We start from the raw sequence: 19,729 nt of genomic DNA on the forward strand, positions 1-19,729 counted from the left end.
CGTGGCTGCTGTCAAGACATCTATTCCGCACCGCCGATTCGACGTGGTGATCGTCGGCGCCGGCGGGGCTGGCCTGCGCTGTGCTCTCCAATTGTCCCATGCCGGCCTCACGGTCGCCGTCGTCTCCAAGGTCTTCCCGACGCGCTCGCACACGGTGGCCGCTCAGGGCGGCGTCAGCGCATCGCTGGGCAACATGAGTGAAGACCACTGGCAGTGGCACATGTACGATACGGTAAAAGGCTCCGACTGGCTCGGTGACCAGGACGCCATTGAGTTCATGGTCCGCGAGGCGCCCAACGCCGTCTACGAACTCGAACATTACGGCATGCCGTTCGACCGCAATGCTGATGGCACCATCTATCAGCGACCCTTTGGCGGCCACACGGCGAATTTCGGTGAAAAGCCCGTGCAGCGCGCCTGTGCGGCGGCCGACCGCACGGGGCATGCCATGCTGCATACGCTGTACCAGCGCAATGTGGCTGCCCGCACGCACTTTTTTGTCGAGTGGATGGCATTGGACTTGCTTCGCAACGGGGCCGGCGACATCCTGGGCGTGACCGCCATGGAGATGGAAACGGGCCAGATGTATGTGCTCGAAGCCAAGCAGACTGTTCTGGCTACCGGCGGCTCGGGCCGCATCTGGGCGGCCACGACCAATGCCTTCATCAATACGGGCGACGGTCTGGGCATGGCGGCGCGCGCGGATCTTCCGCTCGAAGACATGGAATTCTGGCAGTTCCACCCGACCGGCGTGGCCGGCGCCGGTGTGCTCATCACCGAGGGCGTTCGCGGCGAAGGCGGTTTCTTGCTGAATAAGGACGGCGAGCGCTTCATGGAGCGCTATGCACCCCAGCTGAAGGATCTGGCGCCGCGAGACTTTGTGTCGCGCTCCATGGACCAGGAAATCAAGGAAGGCCGTGGTTGCGGTGATGGCGGCCACGTCCTGTTGAAGCTTGACCACTTGGGCGCTGAAACCATCATGAAGCGTCTGCCCTCGATCCGCGAGATTGCGATCCGGTTCGCCAATGTCGACCCGATTCACGATCCCATCCCGGTCGTGCCGACGATCCATTATCAGATGGGTGGCATCCCCGCTAATATGCATGGCCAGGTGGTGACGCAGGTCAATGGCGAAGAGAAGATCGTCAAGGGCCTGTATGCGATCGGCGAATGTGCGGCGATTTCGATTCACGGGGCCAATCGCCTGGGGACCAACTCGCTGTTGGACCTGATCGTGTTTGGCCGCGCAGCCGGCAATCACATCATCGGCCAGCATCCTGAAAAGCAGCACTCCCACGAGGTATTGCCGGAGACCGACATCGAGGCTTCGCGCGATCGGGTCGATCGCATCGAAAGCCGTACGTCCGGCTCCAAGGCCCAGGACGTGGCGTACAAGATGCAGACCATCATGCAGGCCCACTGTGGGGTCTTCCGCAAGCTGGATACGCTCAAGGAAGGCGAGAAGCTCATCGACGACCTGGTTCCGGAAGTCAATGACATCTATTACGCCGACAAGTCTTCAACGTTCAATACGGCCCGCTTCGAGGCGTTCGAGCTGACCAACATGATCGAGGTCGCGCGCGCGACGACTCGATCGGCCGCCAACCGCCTGGAATCACGGGGTGCCCATGCGTTGGACGAATATCCTAACCGCGACGACGTGAATTGGCTCAAGCATACCTTGTGGTTCTCTGAAAACAGCCGCCTGGAATACAAGCCGGTCCACATGAAGCCGCTCACGGTGGATACCATTCCGCCCAAAGCCCGTACCTTCTAATCTGGATAGTGTCATGAGTGAAAAACGTGTCATGAAGTTCGAGATTTACCGCTACGATCCGGACAAGGACGAGCGGCCCTACATGCAGAAGTTCGAAGTCGAGCTGCAGCCGACGGACCGGATGCTGCTGGACGCCATCCTGCGCATCAAGAACGACATGGATGACAGTCTGGCCATCCGCCGTTCCTGCCGGGAAGGCGTGTGCGGGTCGGATGCCATGAACATCAATGGCAAGAATGGCCTGGCCTGCATCACCAACCTGAAGACGGTGACCGAGCCTGTCGTGCTCAAGCCGCTGCCCGGGCTTCCCGTGGTGCGCGACCTGATCGTGGACATGACGTTCTTCTATGATCAGTACCATTCGATCAAGCCGTATCTGATCAACAATGATCCGCCTCCAGAAAAAGAGCGGCTTCAGTCTCCCGAGGAGCGCGAGCTGCTCAACGGCCTGTACGAGTGCATTCTGTGTGGCTGTTGTTCGACGGCCTGCCCGTCGTTCTGGTGGAATCCTGATAAATTCGTCGGTCCCGCCGGGTTGTTGCAAGCCTATCGCTTCCTGGTGGATTCGCGTGACCAGGCGACCGAAGAGCGGCTCGACGACCTCGAAGACCCGTATCGTCTGTTCCGCTGCCACACCATCATGAACTGTACGGACGTCTGTCCAAAGGGTCTGAATCCATCGGCGGCAATCGGCAGCATCAAGGAGATGCTGGTACGTCGGGCGATCTAGGGACTTCGCGCGATGCCTGGCGATCTAACCAGTCCGGATCGCGCGCGCCTGCGTTGGCGCGCGCGCCGCGGTTTACTTGAAAACGATATCATTCTTCAGCGCTTCTTCGATGCCTGCGAAGCACAGTTGACCGAGGCCGACGTTCGGGCGCTGACGCGCCTGCTGGAGATGGACGACACCGACCTGCTTGACATCTTCTTGGGGCGTGCGGAACTGACCGGGGGGTACGACGACCCGCAGATCCGCACGCTCGTCGAGCGCATGAAATCGCTGTAAATTTAAGGAAAATCACATGCAGTTATCCGATAAGAAAGCCACGCTATCGTTTTCCGATGGCAGCCCATCCGTTGAATTTCCTGTATACAAGGGCACCATCGGTCCGGATGTGGTTGACGTTCGCGCCCTGTATGGCAAGACCGGGATGTTCACGTTCGACCCGGGGTTCAAGTCGACGGCATCCTGCGAGTCCGCCATCACCTTCATCAACGGCGAAGAGGGTCAGCTGCTCTATCGTGGTTACCCGATCGAGCAGCTCGCCCATGCCTGCGACTTCCTGTCGGTTGCCTATCTGATCATGAACGGCGAGCTGCCCAATAAGCAGCAACAGCACGAATTCGACGATCTGGTCACGCATCACACGCTGGTGCACGAGCAGATGCACATCTTCCTGCGCGGGTTCCGTAGCGACGCCCACCCGATGGCGATCCTCACCGGCCTGGTGGGGGCCCTGTCGGCCTTCTACCACGACTCCACGGACATCACCAATCCGCGTCATCGCGAGATTTCGGCAATCCGTCTGATCGCCAAGATGCCGACTCTGGTGGCCATGGCGTACAAGCACTCGGTCGGCCAACCCTTCATCTATCCCCGCAATGACTTGTCCTACACGGGCAATTTCCTGCGCATGATGTTCGGTACGCCCTGCAACGACTACCAGGTCAATGACGTGGTAGAACGCGCGCTGGACCGCATCTTCATCCTGCACGCGGATCATGAGCAGAATGCCTCGACCTCCACCGTGCGTCTGTGCGGCTCGTCGGGCACCAACCCGTTTGCCGCCATTGCGGCCGGGGTTGCCTGCTTGTGGGGTCCTGCGCATGGTGGCGCCAACGAAGCTTGCCTCAATATGCTGGAACACCTGCAGGCCAACGGCGGCATCGCGAAGGTCGGCGAATTCATGGAGAAGGTCAAGGACAAGGATTCGGGCGTGCGCCTGATGGGCTTTGGTCACCGCGTCTACAAGAACTACGACCCTCGCGCCAAGCTCATGCAGGAAACGTGCCGTGAAGTCTTGGATGCACTGGGCCTGCACAACGACCCGCTCTTCAAGCTGGCCATGGAAGTCGAACGCATCGCGCTGGAAGACCGGTACTTCGTGGACCGCAAGCTCTATCCGAACGTGGATTTCTACTCCGGCATTGTGGAACGCGCCATTGGCATTCCGTCGTCACTGTTCACCGCGATCTTTGCGCTGGCCCGCACGGCGGGCTGGATCGCGCAATGGAACGAGATGCTGTCCGATCCGGAATACAAGATCGGCCGGCCCCGCCAGTTGTACACCGGCGCGGCCAAGCGCGACGTGAAGTGAGGCTACGCTGCTTCAAATGAAAAACGGACCTTCGGGTCCGTTTTTCTTGGGGGAGTGCCACAGAAGGAAAGGCGCTGGGCGGGAGCGGGCGGTGTACCGGCCCGCGCCCCGCCAGGTGCGCCTCAGAGCTGTTCGCCGGCTTCTTGCTGCGCGTCCACCACGGCCAAGGCCGTCATGTTGATGATCCGGCGCACGGTGGAGCTGGTGGTCAGGATGTGGACGGGGCGGGCGGCCCCCAGCAGTACCGGCCCCATGGCCACGCCATGGCTGCCGACCATCTTCAGGATGTTGTAGGTGATGTTGCCTGTATCCAGGTTGGGCGTGATCAGCAGATTGGCGGGGCCTTTCAGCGTCGAGTCCGGGTAGGACTTCAGGCGGATCGCTTCGGATAGTGCCGAGTCCGCGTGCATCTCCCCATCGACCTCCAGATCGGGAGCGCGCTGCGCGATCAGGCGGCAGGCCTCGGCCATCTTGCGGGAAGACGCCGTCGGACGGCTGCCGAAGTTGGAATGCGACAGCAGCGCGATCTTGGGTACCACGCCAAAGCGCCGGACCTCTTCAGCCGCAAGGATCGTCATGTCGGCAATCTGTTCGGCGGTCGGGTCCTCGTTGACGTGCGTGTCGCAGATGAACAGCGTCTGCATTGGCAGCATCAGGACGTTCATGGCCGCGAAGGTCCCTGCGCCGGGCTTCAGACCGATGACCTGCTCCACGTATTTGAGCTGGTTGTCGAACCGGCTGGCCACGCCGCACAGCATGGCGTCGGCGTCGCCGCGTTGCAGCAGCATTACGCCGATCAGTGAATTGTGCTTGCGCACCATGGCCTTGGCGATGTCCGGGGTGACGCCTTCCCGGCCCGTCAGCTTGAAGTACGCATTCCAGGTCTCGTTGAACCGGGAGTCGTCTTCCGGGTTCACGATCTCGATGTTTTCGCCCGGCACCAGATGCAGGCCGAACTTGCGCACACGCATCTCGATGACCGATGGCCGGCCGATCAGGATGGGGCGCGCAATCTTTTCTTCTAGTACCGTCTGTGCCGCCCGCAGCACGCGTTCGTCTTCGCCATCGGCGTAGATGACGCGCTTGGGCGAGAGCTTGGCGCGGTTGAAGAGGGGACGCATGAGCTGACCGGAGTGGTACACGATGCTCATGAGCGATTGGCGGTAGGCATCCATGTCCTGGATGGGACGGCGCGCCACGCCAGAGGCGGCAGCCGCTTCGGCCACGGCCGGCGCGACCTTCAGGATCAGCCGGGGGTCGAAGGGCTTGGGAATGATGTATTCAGGTCCGAAACTCAGATCCTGGTCCGCGTAGGCGCTGGCCATTTCGGCGCTGGGCTCGGCTTCGGCGAGCTCGGCGATCGCCTTCACGCAGGCCAGCTTCATGTCCTCGTTGATGACGCTGGCACCGCAGTCCAGCGCCCCGCGGAAAATGAAGGGAAAGCACAGGACGTTGTTGACCTGGTTCGGATAGTCCGAGCGGCCTGTGGCCACCACGCAGTCCGGGCGAGCGGCCTTGGCGTCTTCTGGGCGGATTTCGGGATCGGGGTTGGCAAGCGCCAGGATCATTGGGCGATCTGCCATGGAGCGCACCATGTCCTGCGTCAGCACCCCCGGTGCCGAGCACCCGAGAAACACGTCGGCGCCTTTCACCACGTCGGCCAGCGTGCGTGCGTTGGTTTCCTGGGCGTAGCGAGCCTTGTTGGGCTCCATGTGTTCGTCGCGACCCTTCCAGATGACGCCGCGAGAGTCCACGACGAAGACGTTATGGCGGTTGATGCCCAGCTTCACCAGCAGGTCCAGGCAGGCGATGGCAGCTGCCCCGGCGCCGGAGCACACCAGTTTGACCTCGCCCATTTTCTTGCCGACGACCTTCAGGCCATTCAGGATGGCGGCCGATGAGATGATCGCGGTGCCGTGCTGGTCGTCGTGGAAGACCGGGATCTTCATGCGTTCGCGCAGCTTCTTTTCGATATAGAAGCATTCGGGCGCCTTGATGTCTTCCAGGTTGATCCCGCCCAGTGTCGGCTCCAGCGCGGCGATGATGTCCACGAGCTTGTCCGGATCGTGTTCGTCCAGCTCGATGTCGAAGACGTCGATGCCTGCGAATTTCTTGAACAGGCAGCCTTTGCCTTCCATGACCGGCTTGGCGGCCATGGGACCGATGTTGCCCAGGCCCAGGACGGCCGTACCGTTGGTCACCACCCCCACCAGATTGCCTCGCGAGGTGTACTTGGTGGCGGCGGGTTCGCCGTCCGCATGGATCGCCAGGCTGGCGGCTGCCACCCCGGGGGAGTATGCCAGTGTCAGATCGTCCTGGTTGGCGAGCGGCTTGGTGGGCACCACGGAAATCTTTCCGGGTGTCGGGTAAGCGTGGTAGTCCAGCGCCATCTTGGCGCGGTCGTCATTGAGGTCCATAGTGGCTTCTGCTCCTGCCTTTTTCTGCGGGGTCCTGTGGGTGTTTTGTAAAGCCAACGCAAAACGACGCAAATGCAGCGTTTCGAGGCGTCAAGTGTATACCCCAGTCTCAACCCGGGTATACTTCACCCTTAATACGGCATATGTAAGGCGTCGTACATTAGCCTTCTGCCTCTTGCTATCCGCGTATTGGTCAGGCCAAGTTGCGGAAGGTTTTTGAAATCTGCATCGTTCGGGTGAAGCACCCGTCAGGTGAAGCACATAATGTCCACGGAACAAGAACTCCAGTCTAATTCCTATCTTTTTGGCGCAAACGCCCCCTACGTAGAAGACCTCTACGAATCCTATCTAGGCAATCCGGGCGCGGTTCCGGATCAGTGGCGCAGCTACTTCGATCAGCTTCAGCACCAGCCCGCGGTGGATGGCCGCGAAGCCACGCGTGATCAGGCGCATGCGCCCATCATTGCATCGTTTGCACAGCGTGCCCGCGAAAACTCTTTTCATGTGCGTCCCGCGATCGCCTCCGACCAGTCGCTGGCCATCGCTGGCAAACAGGTCTATGTTCAGTCCATCATTGCTGCTTACCGATCGCTGGGCCTGCGCCTGGCGCAACTCGATCCGCTGAAGCGCCGCGAACGCCCGGAAATCCCCGAGCTCGATCCCGCTTTCTATGGGCTGTCCGAGGCTGATCTGGATCAGATCTACTCCGCGACCAATACCTATTTCACCAAGGCCGACACGATGACCCTGCGGGACATCCTGAAGGCCCTGCAGGACACCTACTGCCGCAATGTCGGTGCGGAGTTCATGCATATCACTGACCCGGCGGTCAAGCGCTGGATCCAGGAACGTCTCGAGTCCACGCTCGGTTTGCCCGAATACACCAACGAGCAGAAACGCAACATCCTGCGCCAGGTGACCGAGGCTGAAGGCCTGGAACGCTTCTTGCACACGAAATACGTCGGTCAGAAGCGCTTTTCGCTCGAGGGCGGCGAAAGCTTCATCGCCTCCATGGACGAGGTCGTGAATCACGCGGGCGAAAACGGTGTTCAGGACATCGTTGTGGGCATGGCCCACCGGGGCCGCTTGAACATGCTGGTCAACATCATGGGCAAGATGCCCGGCGATCTGTTTGCCGAATTCGAAGGCAAGCATGCACAGGGGCTGAGCGACGGCGACGTCAAATACCACAACGGCTTTTCCAGCGATTTGTCCACGCGTGGTGGCCCCGTCCACCTGTCGTTGGCGTTCAATCCATCCCATCTGGAAATCGTCGATCCGGTGGTCGAGGGCAGCGTGCGCGCCCGCCAGGATCGTCGCGGCGACCACGAAGGCAGCCAGGTGCTGCCGGTGCTGGTTCACGGCGATGCCGCCTTCGCCGGCCAGGGCGTGGTGATGGAAACACTGAATCTGGCCCAGACGCGCGGCTTTGGCACGGGCGGTACGCTGCACATTGTCATCAACAATCAGATCGGCTTCACGACTTCCGACCCGCGTGACACGCGCTCTTCCACGTATTGCACGGATGTGGTCAAGCTGATCGAGGCGCCTGTCTTCCACGTCAATGGCGACGATCCCGAAGCCGTGGTGTACGTGACCCAGATCGCGCTGGATTACCGCCTGCAGTTTCATCACGACGTGGTCGTGGACATCGTGTGCTTCCGCAAGCTGGGACACAACGAGCAGGACACGCCGTCGCTCACGCAGCCGCTCATGTACAAGAGTATCGGCACGCACCCCGGCACGCGCAAGCTGTACGGTGAACGCCTCGTGGCCCAGGGTATCCTGGCCGACGGCGAACCCGATCAGATGGTGAAGGACTACCGCCAGCTCATGGAAGACGGTCAGCACACAGTGGAACCCGTGTTGACCGATTACAGGAACAAATACTCCACCGACTGGTCGCCGTTTCTGGCGGCGAAGTGGACCGATCATGCCGACACGGGCGTGCCGCTTGCCGAGCTGACCCGCATCGGCGAAAAGATCACCCAGGTCCCGGACGGCTTCACCGTGCATCCGCTGGTGAAGAAGCTTCTGGCTGACCGTCTGGCGATGGCGCATGGCGAGCATCCGATCGATTGGGGCATGGGTGAACACCTGGCTTTTGCGACGTTGCTGACCAATGGCTACGCCATCCGCCTCACGGGCCAGGATTCCGGTCGTGGCACGTTCAGCCACCGCCATGCGGTGCTGCACGATCAGAATCGCGAGCGTTGGGATGCGGGCGTCTATGTGCCGCTGGAGCACGTTTCCGACAATCAGGCGAATTTCACGATCATCGACTCCGTGCTGTCCGAGCTGTCGGTACTCGGTTTCGAATACGGCTACGCCACGGCCGAACCGAATGTCATGACGATCTGGGAGGCCCAGTTCGGCGATTTTGCCAACGGTGCCCAGGTCGTGATCGACCAGTTCATCACATCCGGCGAAGCCAAGTGGGGCCGCCAGTGCGGTCTGACGCTGATGCTGCCGCATGGCTACGAAGGCCAGGGTCCGGAGCACTCTTCAGCGCGCATCGAGCGTTTCCTGCAGATGTGCGCCGACAACAATATCCAGGTCGTCCAGCCCACCAATGGCGCGCAGATCTTCCACGTGCTGCGTCGCCAGATGATCCGGCCGTTCCGCAAGCCGCTGGTGATCTTCACGCCCAAGTCGCTGCTGCGCAACAAGCACGCCACCTCGCCGCTGGAAGACCTGGTGAGCGGCACCTTCCAGCCAGTGATCGGTGAGGTCGACCCCGCCATCGTGGCCGACGAGGTCAAGCGCGTGATGCTGTGCTCGGGCAAGGTCTACTACGATCTGGTTCAGGCGCGCACCGACCAGAAGCGGACCGATGTCGCCATCTTGCGCGTCGAACAGCTCTATCCTTTTGCACACAAGTCGTTCCAGGCGGAACTGCAGAAATACCCGAATGCCAAGGAACTGGTGTGGGTGCAGGACGAGCCGCAGAATCAGGGTCCTTGGTTCTATGTCCAGCACCATCTGTACGAGAACATGAGCGACGGACAGAAGCTCGGTTACGCGGGGCGCCCGGCTTCGGCTTCGCCTGCCGTGGGCTATTTGGCCAAACACCAGGAACAGCAGCGCGCGCTGGTCGAGCAGGCCTTTGCCGCCAAACTGAAAAGCCTCTCGATGATCAAGTGATCAGATTGAACGCGTCTCCAGAAAATTCAGATAATACGGAAAACCATCATGGCCATTAAAGAAGTTGTCGTCCCTCAGCTTTCGGAATCGGTGTCCGAAGCCACCCTGTTGAACTGGAAGAAGCAGCCTGGCGCTGCCGTCGAGGCCGACGAAATTCTGATCGAAGTCGAAACCGACAAAGTCGTGCTCGAAGTCCCCGCACCGGTGTCGGGTGTACTGACCGAGATCGTCAAGGGCGATGGCAGTACGGTGGTGGCTGGCGAGGTCCTGGCACGCATCGACACGTCCGCGAAGGCTGCGGCGCCGGCTGAAGCGCCAAAAGCAGCGCCCGCACCCGCAGCATCGCCTGCTGCCGCGCCCGCCGAAGCGCCCAAGGCCGCCGCCAAGTCTTCGGTGGCTTCACCCGCTGCGGGCAAGATCCTGTCGGAAAAGGGCATTGATTCTGCTACTGTCCAGGGTTCCGGCCGGGACGGCCGTGTGACTAAGGGCGACGCGCTGCAGGCCGTGAGTGCGCCCGCTGCTGCCGCTCCGGCCCCCTCCACGCCATCGGCGCCTGTGCCGGTAGGACTGGACGGTCGCCCCGAACAGCGCGTTCCGATGAGCCGCCTGCGGGCGCGCGTGGCAGAGCGCCTCATTCAGTCGCAAACCGAAAACGCCATTCTCACGACCTTCAACGAGGTCAACATGCAGGCCATCATGGACCTGCGCAAGAAATACAAGGACGCTTTCCAGAAGGAACACGGCGTCAAGCTGGGTTTCACATCGTTCTTCGTCAAGGCGGCGGTTGCGGCACTCAAGCGCTATCCGATCGTCAATGCCTCGATCGACGGCAAGGACATCATCTACCACGGCTACTTCGATATCGGCGTGGCCGTGGGCAGCCCGCGCGGCCTGGTGGTGCCTATCCTGCGCAATGCGGACCAGCTCACGCTGGCCGAAATCGAGAAGCAGATTGCCGACTTTGGCCAACGTGCCCAGGACGGCAAGCTCACGCTGGATGAACTCACCGGCGGCACCTTCTCGATCTCCAATGGCGGCGTGTTCGGTTCCATGCTGTCCACCCCCATCATCAACCCGCCGCAGGCAGCCATCCTGGGCATTCACGCAACCAAGGACAGGCCGGTGGTGGAAGACGGGCAGATCGTGATCCGCCCGATGAACTATCTGGCGTTGTCCTATGACCACCGCCTGATCGATGGACGCGAGGCAGTTCTGGCGCTGGTCGCCATGAAAGAGGCTCTGGAAGATCCTCAACGTCTGTTGCTGAACGTCTGAGGGGTCGAGAAATCATGGCAAAGCAATTTGATGTGGTCGTCATTGGTGGCGGCCCTGGTGGTTATATTGCGGCGATCCGTGCCGCGCAGCTGGGCCTGATGGTGGCTTGCGTGGACGCTTGGACCAGCCCTGCGGGCAAGCCGGCGCCGGGCGGCACCTGCACCAACGTTGGCTGCATCCCGTCTAAGGCGCTGCTGCAGTCATCCGAGCACTACGAGCAGGTGAACGAGCATTTTGCCGAGCACGGCATCACGGTAAAGGGGGTTTCCCTGGATCTGGCCAAGCTCATCGGCCGGAAGGACACCGTCGTCAAGCAGAACAACGAAGGCATTCTGTATCTTTTCAAGAAGAACAAGGTGTCTTTCTTTCATGGGACTGGGTCGCTGGCGGCCAAGACCGATTTCGGCTGGTCAGTGAAAGTCTCGGGCAAGACCGACGAGGATCTGGAGGCCCGCCACGTGATCGTGGCGACGGGTTCCAACGCGCGTGAACTGCCCGGGACCCCTTTTGACGAAGAGCGCATCCTGTCCAACGACGGCGCGTTGCGCCTGGCCGCTGTGCCCAAGAAGCTCGGCATCATTGGCGCGGGCGTGGTAGGCCTGGAAATGGGCAGCGTCTGGCGCCGTTTGGGTGCCGAGGTCACCATTCTCGAAGCGCTGCCCGATTTCCTGGGTGCCGTGGATCGCGATGTGGCCAAGGAAGCCCAGAAGGCGCTTGTCAAGCAGGGCCTGGACATTCACACCGGTGTACGCATCACCGAGGTCAAGACCACGGCCAAGACGGTCACGGTCCAGTACACGGATGCGGCCGGCGCAGAGCAGAAGCTGGTGGTGGATCATCTGATGGTTTCCATCGGGCGCGTGCCCAATACCCAGGGGCTCGGCGCCGAAACCGTGGGGCTGAAGCTGGATGACCGCGGTTTTGTCGTGGTGGACGAGGATTGCCGCAGCAACCTGCCCAATGTCTGGGCGGTGGGCGACGTGGTTCGCGGCCCGATGCTGGCGCACAAGGCGGAAGAAGAAGGCGTGGCCGTGGCCGAGCGCATCGCTGGCCAGCACGGACACGTCAACTTCGACACCATTCCGTGGGTCATCTACACCTCGCCCGAGGTTGCCTGGGTGGGCAAATCCGAACAGGCGCTGAAGGCCGCCGGGCGCGACTACAAGGCCGGCAGCTTCCCGTTCATGGCCAATGGCCGGGCGCGGGCGTTGGGCGATACCACGGGTTTCGTGAAGATCCTGGCCGATGCCAAGACCGACGAGGTCCTGGGTGTGCACATCGTGGGCCCAATGGCATCCGAACTCATCTCGGAAGCCGTCACCATCATGGAATTCCGGGGTGCTTCCGAGGACATCGCGCGCATCTGCCATGCGCACCCGACTTTGTCTGAGGCCGTCAAGGAAGCAGCGCTGGCGGTGGACAAGCGCACGCTGAACCTGTAGTTCGAGTCAATGAACGTCCGCGAGTATTACGCGCAGGCGCTGCGCGACAGGGGCTTTGTTGCTGACGAAGCCCAGCGTGTGGCAGTGGATCGCCTGCAGCAGTACTTCGACGACTGGATCGAGTTCAAGCGGCAGCGGTCCAGCCGCCTGAAGAAGCTCTTTTTGCACCCGCCCGTTCCCAGGGGGATCTACCTCTGGGGCGGGGTGGGGCGCGGCAAGAGTTTTCTCATGGACGCGTTCTATCTGACGGTGCCCGTCAAGCGCAAGGTCCGCCTGCATTTTCATGAGTTCATGCGTGGGGTGCATCGCGAGATCCGTGCGGTGAGCGGCGAGGCCGACCCGCTGGACCATGTCGCGCGCAACATTGCCAAGCGTTATCGGCTCATCTGCTTCGACGAATTTCACGTCTCGGACGTGGCCGATGCGATGATCCTGTACCGGTTGCTGATGCGCCTGTTCGAATATGGCACCTCGTTTGTGATGACCTCCAACTACGAGCCCTCCACGCTCTACCCGGATGGCCTGCACCGCGATCGTATCCTGCCGGCCATCGCGCTCATCCAGGACAGGATGGACATCCTGAACGTGGATGCGGGTATCGATTATCGCCGCCGCACGTTGGCTGAAATCCGGACCTACATCACGCCCGTCGTGGCATCTACCCACGACGAATTGCGTTCGGCCTTCGACCGGTTGGCCGATACGGCCGCGCAGAAGCCGGTGCTGACGATCGAAAACCGTGAGATCCGGGCTATCGCATTGTCGGGCACGGTCGTATGGTTCGATTTCCAGGCCCTGTGCGGCACACCGCGCTCCCAGAACGATTATCTGGATCTTGCCGACCGGTTTCAGACGGTCATTGTCTCTGACGTTCCGCGTATGGCACCGCGTCAGGCTTCCGAGGCACGCCGGTTCACCTGGCTGGTGGACGTGTTCTACGACCACAAGGTCAAGCTGATCCTTTCGGCGCAGTGTCCGGCTGATGAGCTTTATACTCAGGGCCCCATGTCCAACGAGTTCTCGCGCACGGTGTCGCGGCTGATGGAAATGCAGTCGCGCGAATACCTGGACGAGGCCCGGAGGTTGGCTGTCGTTTTATAGGGCCCTGTCGCGGGCCCGCACTTGCGGAATTCAAGCACATGAGCACAGCAGTCACGCGGGTCCTGACTGGCATCACGACGTCCGGCACGCCTCATCTGGGCAATTACGCCGGTGCGATCCGGCCTGCGGTCGAGGCAAGTGCTCAGCCGGGCGTGGACGCTTTTTTCTTCCTGGCCGATTTTCACGCGCTCATCAAGTGTGCCGACCCGGCTGTGGTGGCGCGCTCGCGGATGGAGATTGCCGCCACCTGGCTGGCGGCAGGCCTGGACACCGACCGGGTGACGTTTTATCGCCAGTCCGACGTTCCGGAGATTCCTGAACTTTGCTGGATGCTGACGTGCGTCACGCCGAAGGGACTGATGAACCGCGCCCATGCCTACAAGGCATCGGTGGATGCCAACGAAGCCAGAGGAACCGAACCGGACGACGGCGTCACTATGGGGCTGTTTTCATATCCGGTGCTGATGGCGGCAGACATCTTGATGTTCAACGCCCACCGGGTGCCCGTGGGGCGGGATCAGATCCAGCACCTGGAAATGGCGCGGGACATTGCCCAGCGTTTCAATCATCTGTATGGTCGTGGGCATGACGTGTTCGTCCTGCCAGAGGTCCAGATCGACGAGGCCGTGGCCACGCTGCCGGGACTCGATGGGCGCAAGATGTCCAAGAGCTATCACAACACCATTCCGCTTTTTGAGGGCGGCCAGAAGGCGCTGAAGGCAGCGGTGGCGCAGATCGTGACAGACTCGCGTCTGCCGGGTGAGCCCAAGGACGCCGAGGGCTCCCATCTGTACACCCTTTACCGGGCGTTTTCCACGCAAGCGCAGGCCCGGACTTTCAAGGCCGAACTGGAAGCGGGTTTGGGGTGGGGCGAAGCCAAGTCCGCGCTGTGTGATTGCATCGAGGCGCAGATCGGTCCCATGAGATCGCACTATGCCGATCTGATGGCGCATCCGGACCGGATCGAGGAGATCCTCCAGGTGGGTGCGCAGAAGGCGCGCCATCTCGCCGTGCCGTTCATGGAGCGGCTGCGTGAGGCGGTGGGGCTGCGCCAGCCGGCGGCCCGGACCGCGTCGAAAAAGGTTGAAAAATCCGCGCGGGCGCGTCTCGCGTCGTTTCGCGACGAAACCGGCGCTTTTCGCCAGCGGTTGTTTTCGGCCGATGGCCATGAGCTCTTGTTATCCGAGCCTTTTGCCGATCCCAAGCAGCTCAATCAGCTGAGCCGCGCTGTGGCGCGGATGGATCTGACAATGCTGAAGCCGGACGAACAGGGCCGAGTCAGTCTGGCTGTCGATGGTCAGCGCTGGGCATATTGCAGTGTAGAGAGTCTGAGCCAGGTGCAGCAGGCGCTGGCGCAGATCTGATCGCCCGCCGACGGGCGAATGGGGTTGCAGGAGATCCGGGGGTGACGGTGGTTGCAGCGCCTGGCGGTGTGGGTCGGCGTGCGGCTCTGGTGGCCGTCGGCATGGCGGTGGCCTCGATGACCAGCGTCCAGTCGGGGGTCTCGCTGTCTGTGCCGGTCATGGCGGACTACGGCGTCATCAGTACCTCTGGGCTGCGGTTATGCTGGGCATCTCTGGTGCTGTTGCTGATTGCCCGTCCGCCGCTGCATCGCCTCACATGGGTGCAATGGCGTGCCGCCCTCTTGCTGGGCTGCGCCATGGTCACGATGACGCTGTCCTTCTTCATGGCGCTGAACCGTTTGCCCCAGCATCTGACAGTTGCTCTGGAATTCTGCGGGCCGTTGTCCGTGGCCGCATTTGGTGTTCGGGGCTGGCGCGCGCTGGCCTGGCCTCTGCTGGCGGCGGCGGGGATCCTGCTGCTGGTCATGGGTGATGCCGGTCCATCCGGAAATATCGATCTGCCGGGGATAGGGTTCGCCCTGTTGGCTGCCGTCGGTTGGGGGGTTTACATCGTCATGATGAAGTCCGTTGGCCAGGCATTTCGCGGATTTCAGGGGATTGCGGTTTCTTCGCTGGTGGCTGCCATTATCTCGTTGCCATTTTCGGCGGCTGAAGTCGGCTCGCTCGCGTTTCCGTGGCAGCAGCTGTTGTGGACGGCCGGACTCGCGGTCCTCTCACCGTTGGCATCATACATTCTGGAGATGTTGTCGCTCAGGCGCTTGCCGTCTCCGACGTTTGGCGTTTTGATGAGCATGGAACCGGCTATCGGGGCCTGTGCCGGGTGGCTCATCCTCGGTCAGTGGATGACGGCAAGCCAGATGCTGGGTACGGCGCTGGTCGTGACCGCCAGCATCGGCGTTGTGCGTGCGGCTGCGCGCTGACCGCGCCAGCGTTGGTGCTTACTACGCCGGGGGCAGAAGCCACAGGTCTCTACGATGAGGCGTCACGGCTGCCGGGTGCCAGATGACCCGGATGCCTGCGACAATGCTGTGATGGCTGCCGCGCGCAGGTGGCTGATCGTCGTCGTGGGGGTGATGGCTTCCGGATCCAGGATGCAGTGCACGATGGCAGGTTGCCCGCTGTCCATGGCCCGTTTCAGAGCTGGAGCGAATTCCTCGGTCGTCTCCACATGCTCACCGTGGCCGCCAAAGGCGCGGGCGTAGGCGGCGAAGTCCGGGTTGTGCAGCATGGTGCCGGACACTCTGCCTGGGTAATGCCGTTCCTGATGCATGCGGATCGTGCCGAACATGCTGTTGTCGATGATGATCACCAGGATGGGAAGTTCGTACTGGACCGCGGTCGCGAATTCCTGCCCGTGCATCATGAAACTGCCGTCGCCCGTAAAGCAGACCACTGTGCGGTTTGGAAAGATCCGCTTGGCCGCGACCGCAGCTGGCAGTCCGTAGCCCATGGAGCCGGAGGTGGGCGCCAGTTGGGTGCCGTAGGCCCGGAACTGATAGAAGCGGTGAATCCAGGTCGCGAAGTTGCCTGCACCGTTCGTGATGACGGCGTCCTTCGGGAGCGTGGCGTTCAGGTGGGCCACGACAGCGCCCATTTGCAAAGCGCCCGGAACCTGGATCTTGCGCGGATCGCTCCACGCGACGCGGGCGGCGTGCAGCTCCGCACATCGTGCCTGCCGCTCGGTAGTGGACGTACTGGCCATGTCCTGGATCAAATGGGTCCAGGTGCGCGGGCTGCAGGCCATGGCGACATCCGCTTGGTAGACGCGGTTCAATTCGTTGATGTCAGGATGGACGTGGACCAGCTTCTGATGTGGGCAAGGGATTTCGAAAAGCGTGTACCCCTGGCTGGGGATTTCCGAGAGGCGTCCACCCACCGTCAGGATGAGGTCCGATTCCCGGATCGCTTCCAGCATCCGCGGGGAGCTCCCCAGCCCCAGGTCGCCGATGAAGTTCGGGTGGTCGGTGGAACAGAGCATCTGCCGCCGGAACTCCACGGCGATGGGGATGCCGTGGCGTGTGGAGAATGCGCCGAAGGCCTGCACGGCGTCCTCGTCCCAACCGCTACCGCCCAGAATCGCCAGCGGCCGCTGTGCCTGAGCAAGCAACGATCTGAAGGCTTGCAGTTGCCCGGTTGTGGGAAACGCGTCGGTGCGCACGCAGGGGTGGGCATCGTTGACCACGAGAGTCTCCGTCAGCATGTCTTCGGGCAGTGCCAGCACGACCGGTCCCGGGCGCCCCGACTGTGCGACGTGGAAGGCGCGTGCCAGATATTCGGGGATACGCTCGGCCTGATCGATTTCGGCCGCCCATTTGACCTGGGAGCCGAAGACGGCCTTGTAGTCCATCTCCTGGAAGGCCTCGCGATCGCGGTGCGAACGGCGGATCTGCCCCACCAGCAGAATCATGGGCGTGGAATCCTGCGACGCGATGTGTATCCCTGCGACCGCGTTGGAGGCCCCAGGTGCCCGCGTGGCGAGACAGATGCCGGGTCGTCCGGTGAGTTTTCCATAGGCTTCCGCCATCATGGCCGCGCCACCTTCCTGGCGGCAGACGGTGACCTGGATGCCGGCGTCGTACAGTCCATCGAGCACGGCCAGGTAGCTCTCGCCAGGGACGCAGAAGACGTGGTCGGTGCCGTGCACGCGGAGTTGGTCGACCAAGACGTGGCCGGCGAGGCGGGGCTTTGGGGTGTCCGTCATTTTGTGGCGTTTTGAATTCGTGGGAGTTCAGCGTACCACTCGATGGTACCCCACCCCTCCATGGACGTGGCAACTGCCCGCCCTTCAGGCCGGTTCCACCCGTGTTGTCTTGGCTGCGGCGCGGCCGCGCAGCCATTCCAGCACCAGCAGCAGCGTGGTCGAGAATAGGATCAGGATGGTGGCGACCGCCGCAATCACCGGACTGATGTTCTCGCGGATACCAGTGAACATCTGGCGAGGCAGCGTGACCTGTTCAGGACCCGCCAGAAACAGCGTGATCACGATTTCGTCGAAGGCCGTCGCGAAGGCGAACAGGGCGCCGGCGATGACGCCGGGCGCGATGATGGGCAAGGTCACGCGGAAGAACGTGCGGACCGGCCCGGCCCCCAGGCTGTAGCTGGCCCGCAGCAGGTTGGGGTCGAACCCCTGCAGGGTAGCCGACACCGTAGTGACCACGAAGGGTGCGCCGATCGCGGCCAGTGCAAGGATCAGCCCCGAATAGCTGTTGACCAGGCCGTATGGGGCGAAGAACAGGTAGATGCCCAGGCCCGTCACCACCAGCGGAACGATCATGGGCGAAATCAGGACGGCCATGAGCAGGCCCTTGCCCCGGAATTGCACCCGGTGCAGGCCGGCTGCCGCCAGTGTTCCCAGGATGGTCGCCAGGGCGGTGGCCGAAGGCGCCACGATGAAGCTGTTGGTGGTGGCGCGGGCCCAGTCATCTGAATGAAACAGCGTGTCGTACCAGTGCAGTGAGAACGACTGGATCGGGTAGAGCAGCATGGAGCTCTGGTTGAATGACAGCGGGATGATGACCAGGATGGGCAGTAGCAGAAAGAGCAGGATCAGCGCGCACAGGACGCGTAGCATGTAGTACCAGAGGCGCTCGCTCAGCGAGGCGTAGGGTGGCAGCGAAGTCTTCAACATGACGTGTCCCCCTAGCCAAGTGCCAGTTCTTTGCCCGAAATTCTGCGGTACAGGGTATAGAGCAGCAAGGTACCGGCCAACAGGATCAGCCCCAGGGCGCTTGCCATGCCCCAGTTGATTGTCTGGTTCGTGAAGTAGGCGACGTAGTAGCTGATCATCTGGTCACCGGCGCCGCCCAGGAGGGCAGGCGTGATGTAGTAGCCCACGGCGATGATGAAGACGAGCAGCGAGCCGGCAGCAACCCCCGGATAGGTTTGTGGGACATATACCCGCCAGAACGCGGCGAAGGGGTGACTGCCCAGGGAGATCGCGGCCCGCTGGTAGCTGGGCGGCACGGACTGCATCACGCTGTACAGCGGTAGCACCATGAAGGGCAGCAGAATGTGCACCATGGCGATGTAGACGCCGAGGCGATTGAAGAGCAGCGGCAGCGGCTGCGAGATGATACCCAGCTGCATCAGGGCGTCGTTGATCAGCCCCTCGCGCTGCAGCAGCACCACCCATGCGGCAATGCGCACCAGGATGGATGTCCAGAACGGAATCAGGATGCAGATCAGCACCAGGTTCGCCTGGCGCTTGGTCAGGCGCGTGATCCAGTAGGCCAGCGGATAGCCCAGGATCAGGGCAACCAGCGTCACGACCAGGCTGATCCCGAAGGTACGCGCGAAGATGGCCCGGAAGGCCGACGTATCCGGCGGCATGGAGACGATGTGGCCGTCGTTGTTGGTCCGCAGGTCCAGCGACGCCAGCAGATAGTAGGGAGACCAGGACTTGTCGTTGCTGGCGATGGCGGTCCAGTAGCGTGTATTCCCCCAGCGCGGGTCGAGTTTCACCAGATCCTGGCGCGCGGCGGCGCCGTCGGTCGCCTGGATGGGCATGTGGCGCATGGTCTTGAAGATCAGCGACCGGTACCCCGGGACTTCGTAGTTGAGGCGCCGGGCGAGTTCACCGGCGGCGCTGGTGCTCTTTGCCTGAGTCAGATCCTGGCTGAGCGCCAGATAAGCCAGGTCAGGAGGAGCCGCGTGCCGATCCCAGTGCTGCAGGGCCTGCAGCGTCCGTGGCAGAGTGTGGATGACCTCCGGGTTGTCGACCGCGCGTGTGAGCAGCGAAGCGATCGGGATGACGAAGATCACCAGCAGGAAGAGGGCCAGGGGGCCCACCAGAATCATGGCGCGTGCCGTCTTGCGACGTTGCGTTGTTTTCATCGCGCGTCGCACGGCATCCGGATTGACGATCGTCGTGTCCATGGTGTCCCCTGAGTGA

The 19,729-nt window shown here is 62.0% G+C and carries 14 protein-coding genes; 10 read left to right on the top strand and 4 right to left on the bottom strand.

Annotated elements, in window-relative coordinates; genetic code table 11:
- Position 1: 1 nt before the first annotated feature.
- From sdhA to EPN31_RS02575, 4 genes are read left to right on the top strand one after another with little or no spacing between them, the layout of a single operon-like run.
- Positions 2-1,777 carry a succinate dehydrogenase flavoprotein subunit gene (gene sdhA / locus EPN31_RS02560; RefSeq protein WP_291769050.1) on the top strand — a complete coding sequence of 592 codons (1,776 nt, stop codon included), beginning with the start codon at positions 2-4 and terminating at the stop codon, positions 1,775-1,777.
- A gap of 13 nt (positions 1,778-1,790) precedes the next feature.
- Positions 1,791-2,507 carry a succinate dehydrogenase iron-sulfur subunit gene (locus tag EPN31_RS02565; protein WP_291769053.1) on the top strand — a complete coding sequence of 239 codons (717 nt, stop codon included), beginning with the start codon at positions 1,791-1,793 and terminating at the stop codon, positions 2,505-2,507.
- A 12-nt stretch (positions 2,508-2,519) separates the two neighbouring features.
- Positions 2,520-2,783: a succinate dehydrogenase assembly factor 2 gene (locus tag EPN31_RS02570; RefSeq protein WP_291769056.1), complete on the top strand. Its 264-nt coding sequence runs from the start codon at positions 2,520-2,522 to the stop codon at positions 2,781-2,783.
- Positions 2,784-2,799: 16 nt separating this feature from the next.
- Complete coding sequence (locus tag EPN31_RS02575) at positions 2,800-4,095, top strand: citrate synthase (RefSeq protein ID WP_291769059.1); 1,296 nt, start codon at positions 2,800-2,802, stop codon at positions 4,093-4,095.
- Between the two features lie 122 nt (positions 4,096-4,217).
- On the opposite strand, the gene EPN31_RS02580 is transcribed toward EPN31_RS02575, so the two are convergent.
- The gene (locus EPN31_RS02580; RefSeq protein WP_291769062.1) at positions 4,218-6,512 is read right to left on the bottom strand and encodes an NADP-dependent malic enzyme; all 2,295 of its coding nucleotides are present in this window, start codon (positions 6,510-6,512) and stop codon (positions 4,218-4,220) included.
- A 264-nt stretch (positions 6,513-6,776) separates the two neighbouring features.
- Between EPN31_RS02580 and EPN31_RS02585 the strand changes: the two genes are divergently transcribed.
- From EPN31_RS02585 to EPN31_RS02610, 6 genes are read left to right on the top strand one after another with little or no spacing between them, the layout of a single operon-like run.
- Positions 6,777-9,656: a 2-oxoglutarate dehydrogenase E1 component gene (locus EPN31_RS02585; RefSeq protein ID WP_291769065.1), complete on the top strand. Its 2,880-nt coding sequence runs from the start codon at positions 6,777-6,779 to the stop codon at positions 9,654-9,656.
- 48 nt (positions 9,657-9,704) lie between these two features.
- Positions 9,705-10,931, top strand: coding sequence for a 2-oxoglutarate dehydrogenase complex dihydrolipoyllysine-residue succinyltransferase (gene odhB / locus EPN31_RS02590; protein ID WP_291769068.1), 1,227 nt, complete (start codon positions 9,705-9,707; stop codon positions 10,929-10,931).
- Positions 10,932-10,945: 14 nt separating this feature from the next.
- Positions 10,946-12,373 carry a dihydrolipoyl dehydrogenase gene (lpdA, locus tag EPN31_RS02595; RefSeq protein ID WP_291769071.1) on the top strand — a complete coding sequence of 476 codons (1,428 nt, stop codon included), beginning with the start codon at positions 10,946-10,948 and terminating at the stop codon, positions 12,371-12,373.
- A 9-nt stretch (positions 12,374-12,382) separates the two neighbouring features.
- Entirely contained in the window at positions 12,383-13,474 is a 1,092-nt protein-coding gene (gene zapE / locus EPN31_RS02600) for a cell division protein ZapE (RefSeq protein WP_291769074.1), read from the top strand.
- Between the two features lie 38 nt (positions 13,475-13,512).
- Positions 13,513-14,838 carry a tryptophan--tRNA ligase gene (locus EPN31_RS02605; RefSeq protein WP_291769077.1) on the top strand — a complete coding sequence of 442 codons (1,326 nt, stop codon included), beginning with the start codon at positions 13,513-13,515 and terminating at the stop codon, positions 14,836-14,838.
- Between the two features lie 41 nt (positions 14,839-14,879).
- The gene (locus tag EPN31_RS02610; protein WP_291769080.1) at positions 14,880-15,758 is read left to right on the top strand and encodes an EamA family transporter; all 879 of its coding nucleotides are present in this window, start codon (positions 14,880-14,882) and stop codon (positions 15,756-15,758) included.
- Positions 15,759-15,820: 62 nt separating this feature from the next.
- Here the strand turns inward: EPN31_RS02610 and EPN31_RS02615 are convergent, their stop codons facing one another.
- The 3 genes from EPN31_RS02615 to EPN31_RS02625 form a co-directional block, all read right to left on the bottom strand.
- Positions 15,821-17,539, bottom strand: a complete 1,719-nt coding sequence (locus tag EPN31_RS02615) for a thiamine pyrophosphate-binding protein (RefSeq protein WP_291769083.1) — start codon at positions 17,537-17,539, stop codon at positions 15,821-15,823.
- A gap of 84 nt (positions 17,540-17,623) precedes the next feature.
- Complete coding sequence (locus EPN31_RS02620; RefSeq protein WP_291769086.1) at positions 17,624-18,466, bottom strand: ABC transporter permease; 843 nt, start codon at positions 18,464-18,466, stop codon at positions 17,624-17,626.
- 11 nt (positions 18,467-18,477) lie between these two features.
- A complete protein-coding gene (locus tag EPN31_RS02625) occupies positions 18,478-19,713 on the bottom strand; it encodes an ABC transporter permease (RefSeq protein WP_291769089.1) in 1,236 nt (411 codons plus the stop codon).
- Between the last annotated feature and the right edge of the window lie 16 nt (positions 19,714-19,729).

Source organism: Castellaniella sp. (assembly GCF_004321985.1).
Lineage (GTDB): Bacteria > Pseudomonadota > Gammaproteobacteria > Burkholderiales > Burkholderiaceae_B > Castellaniella.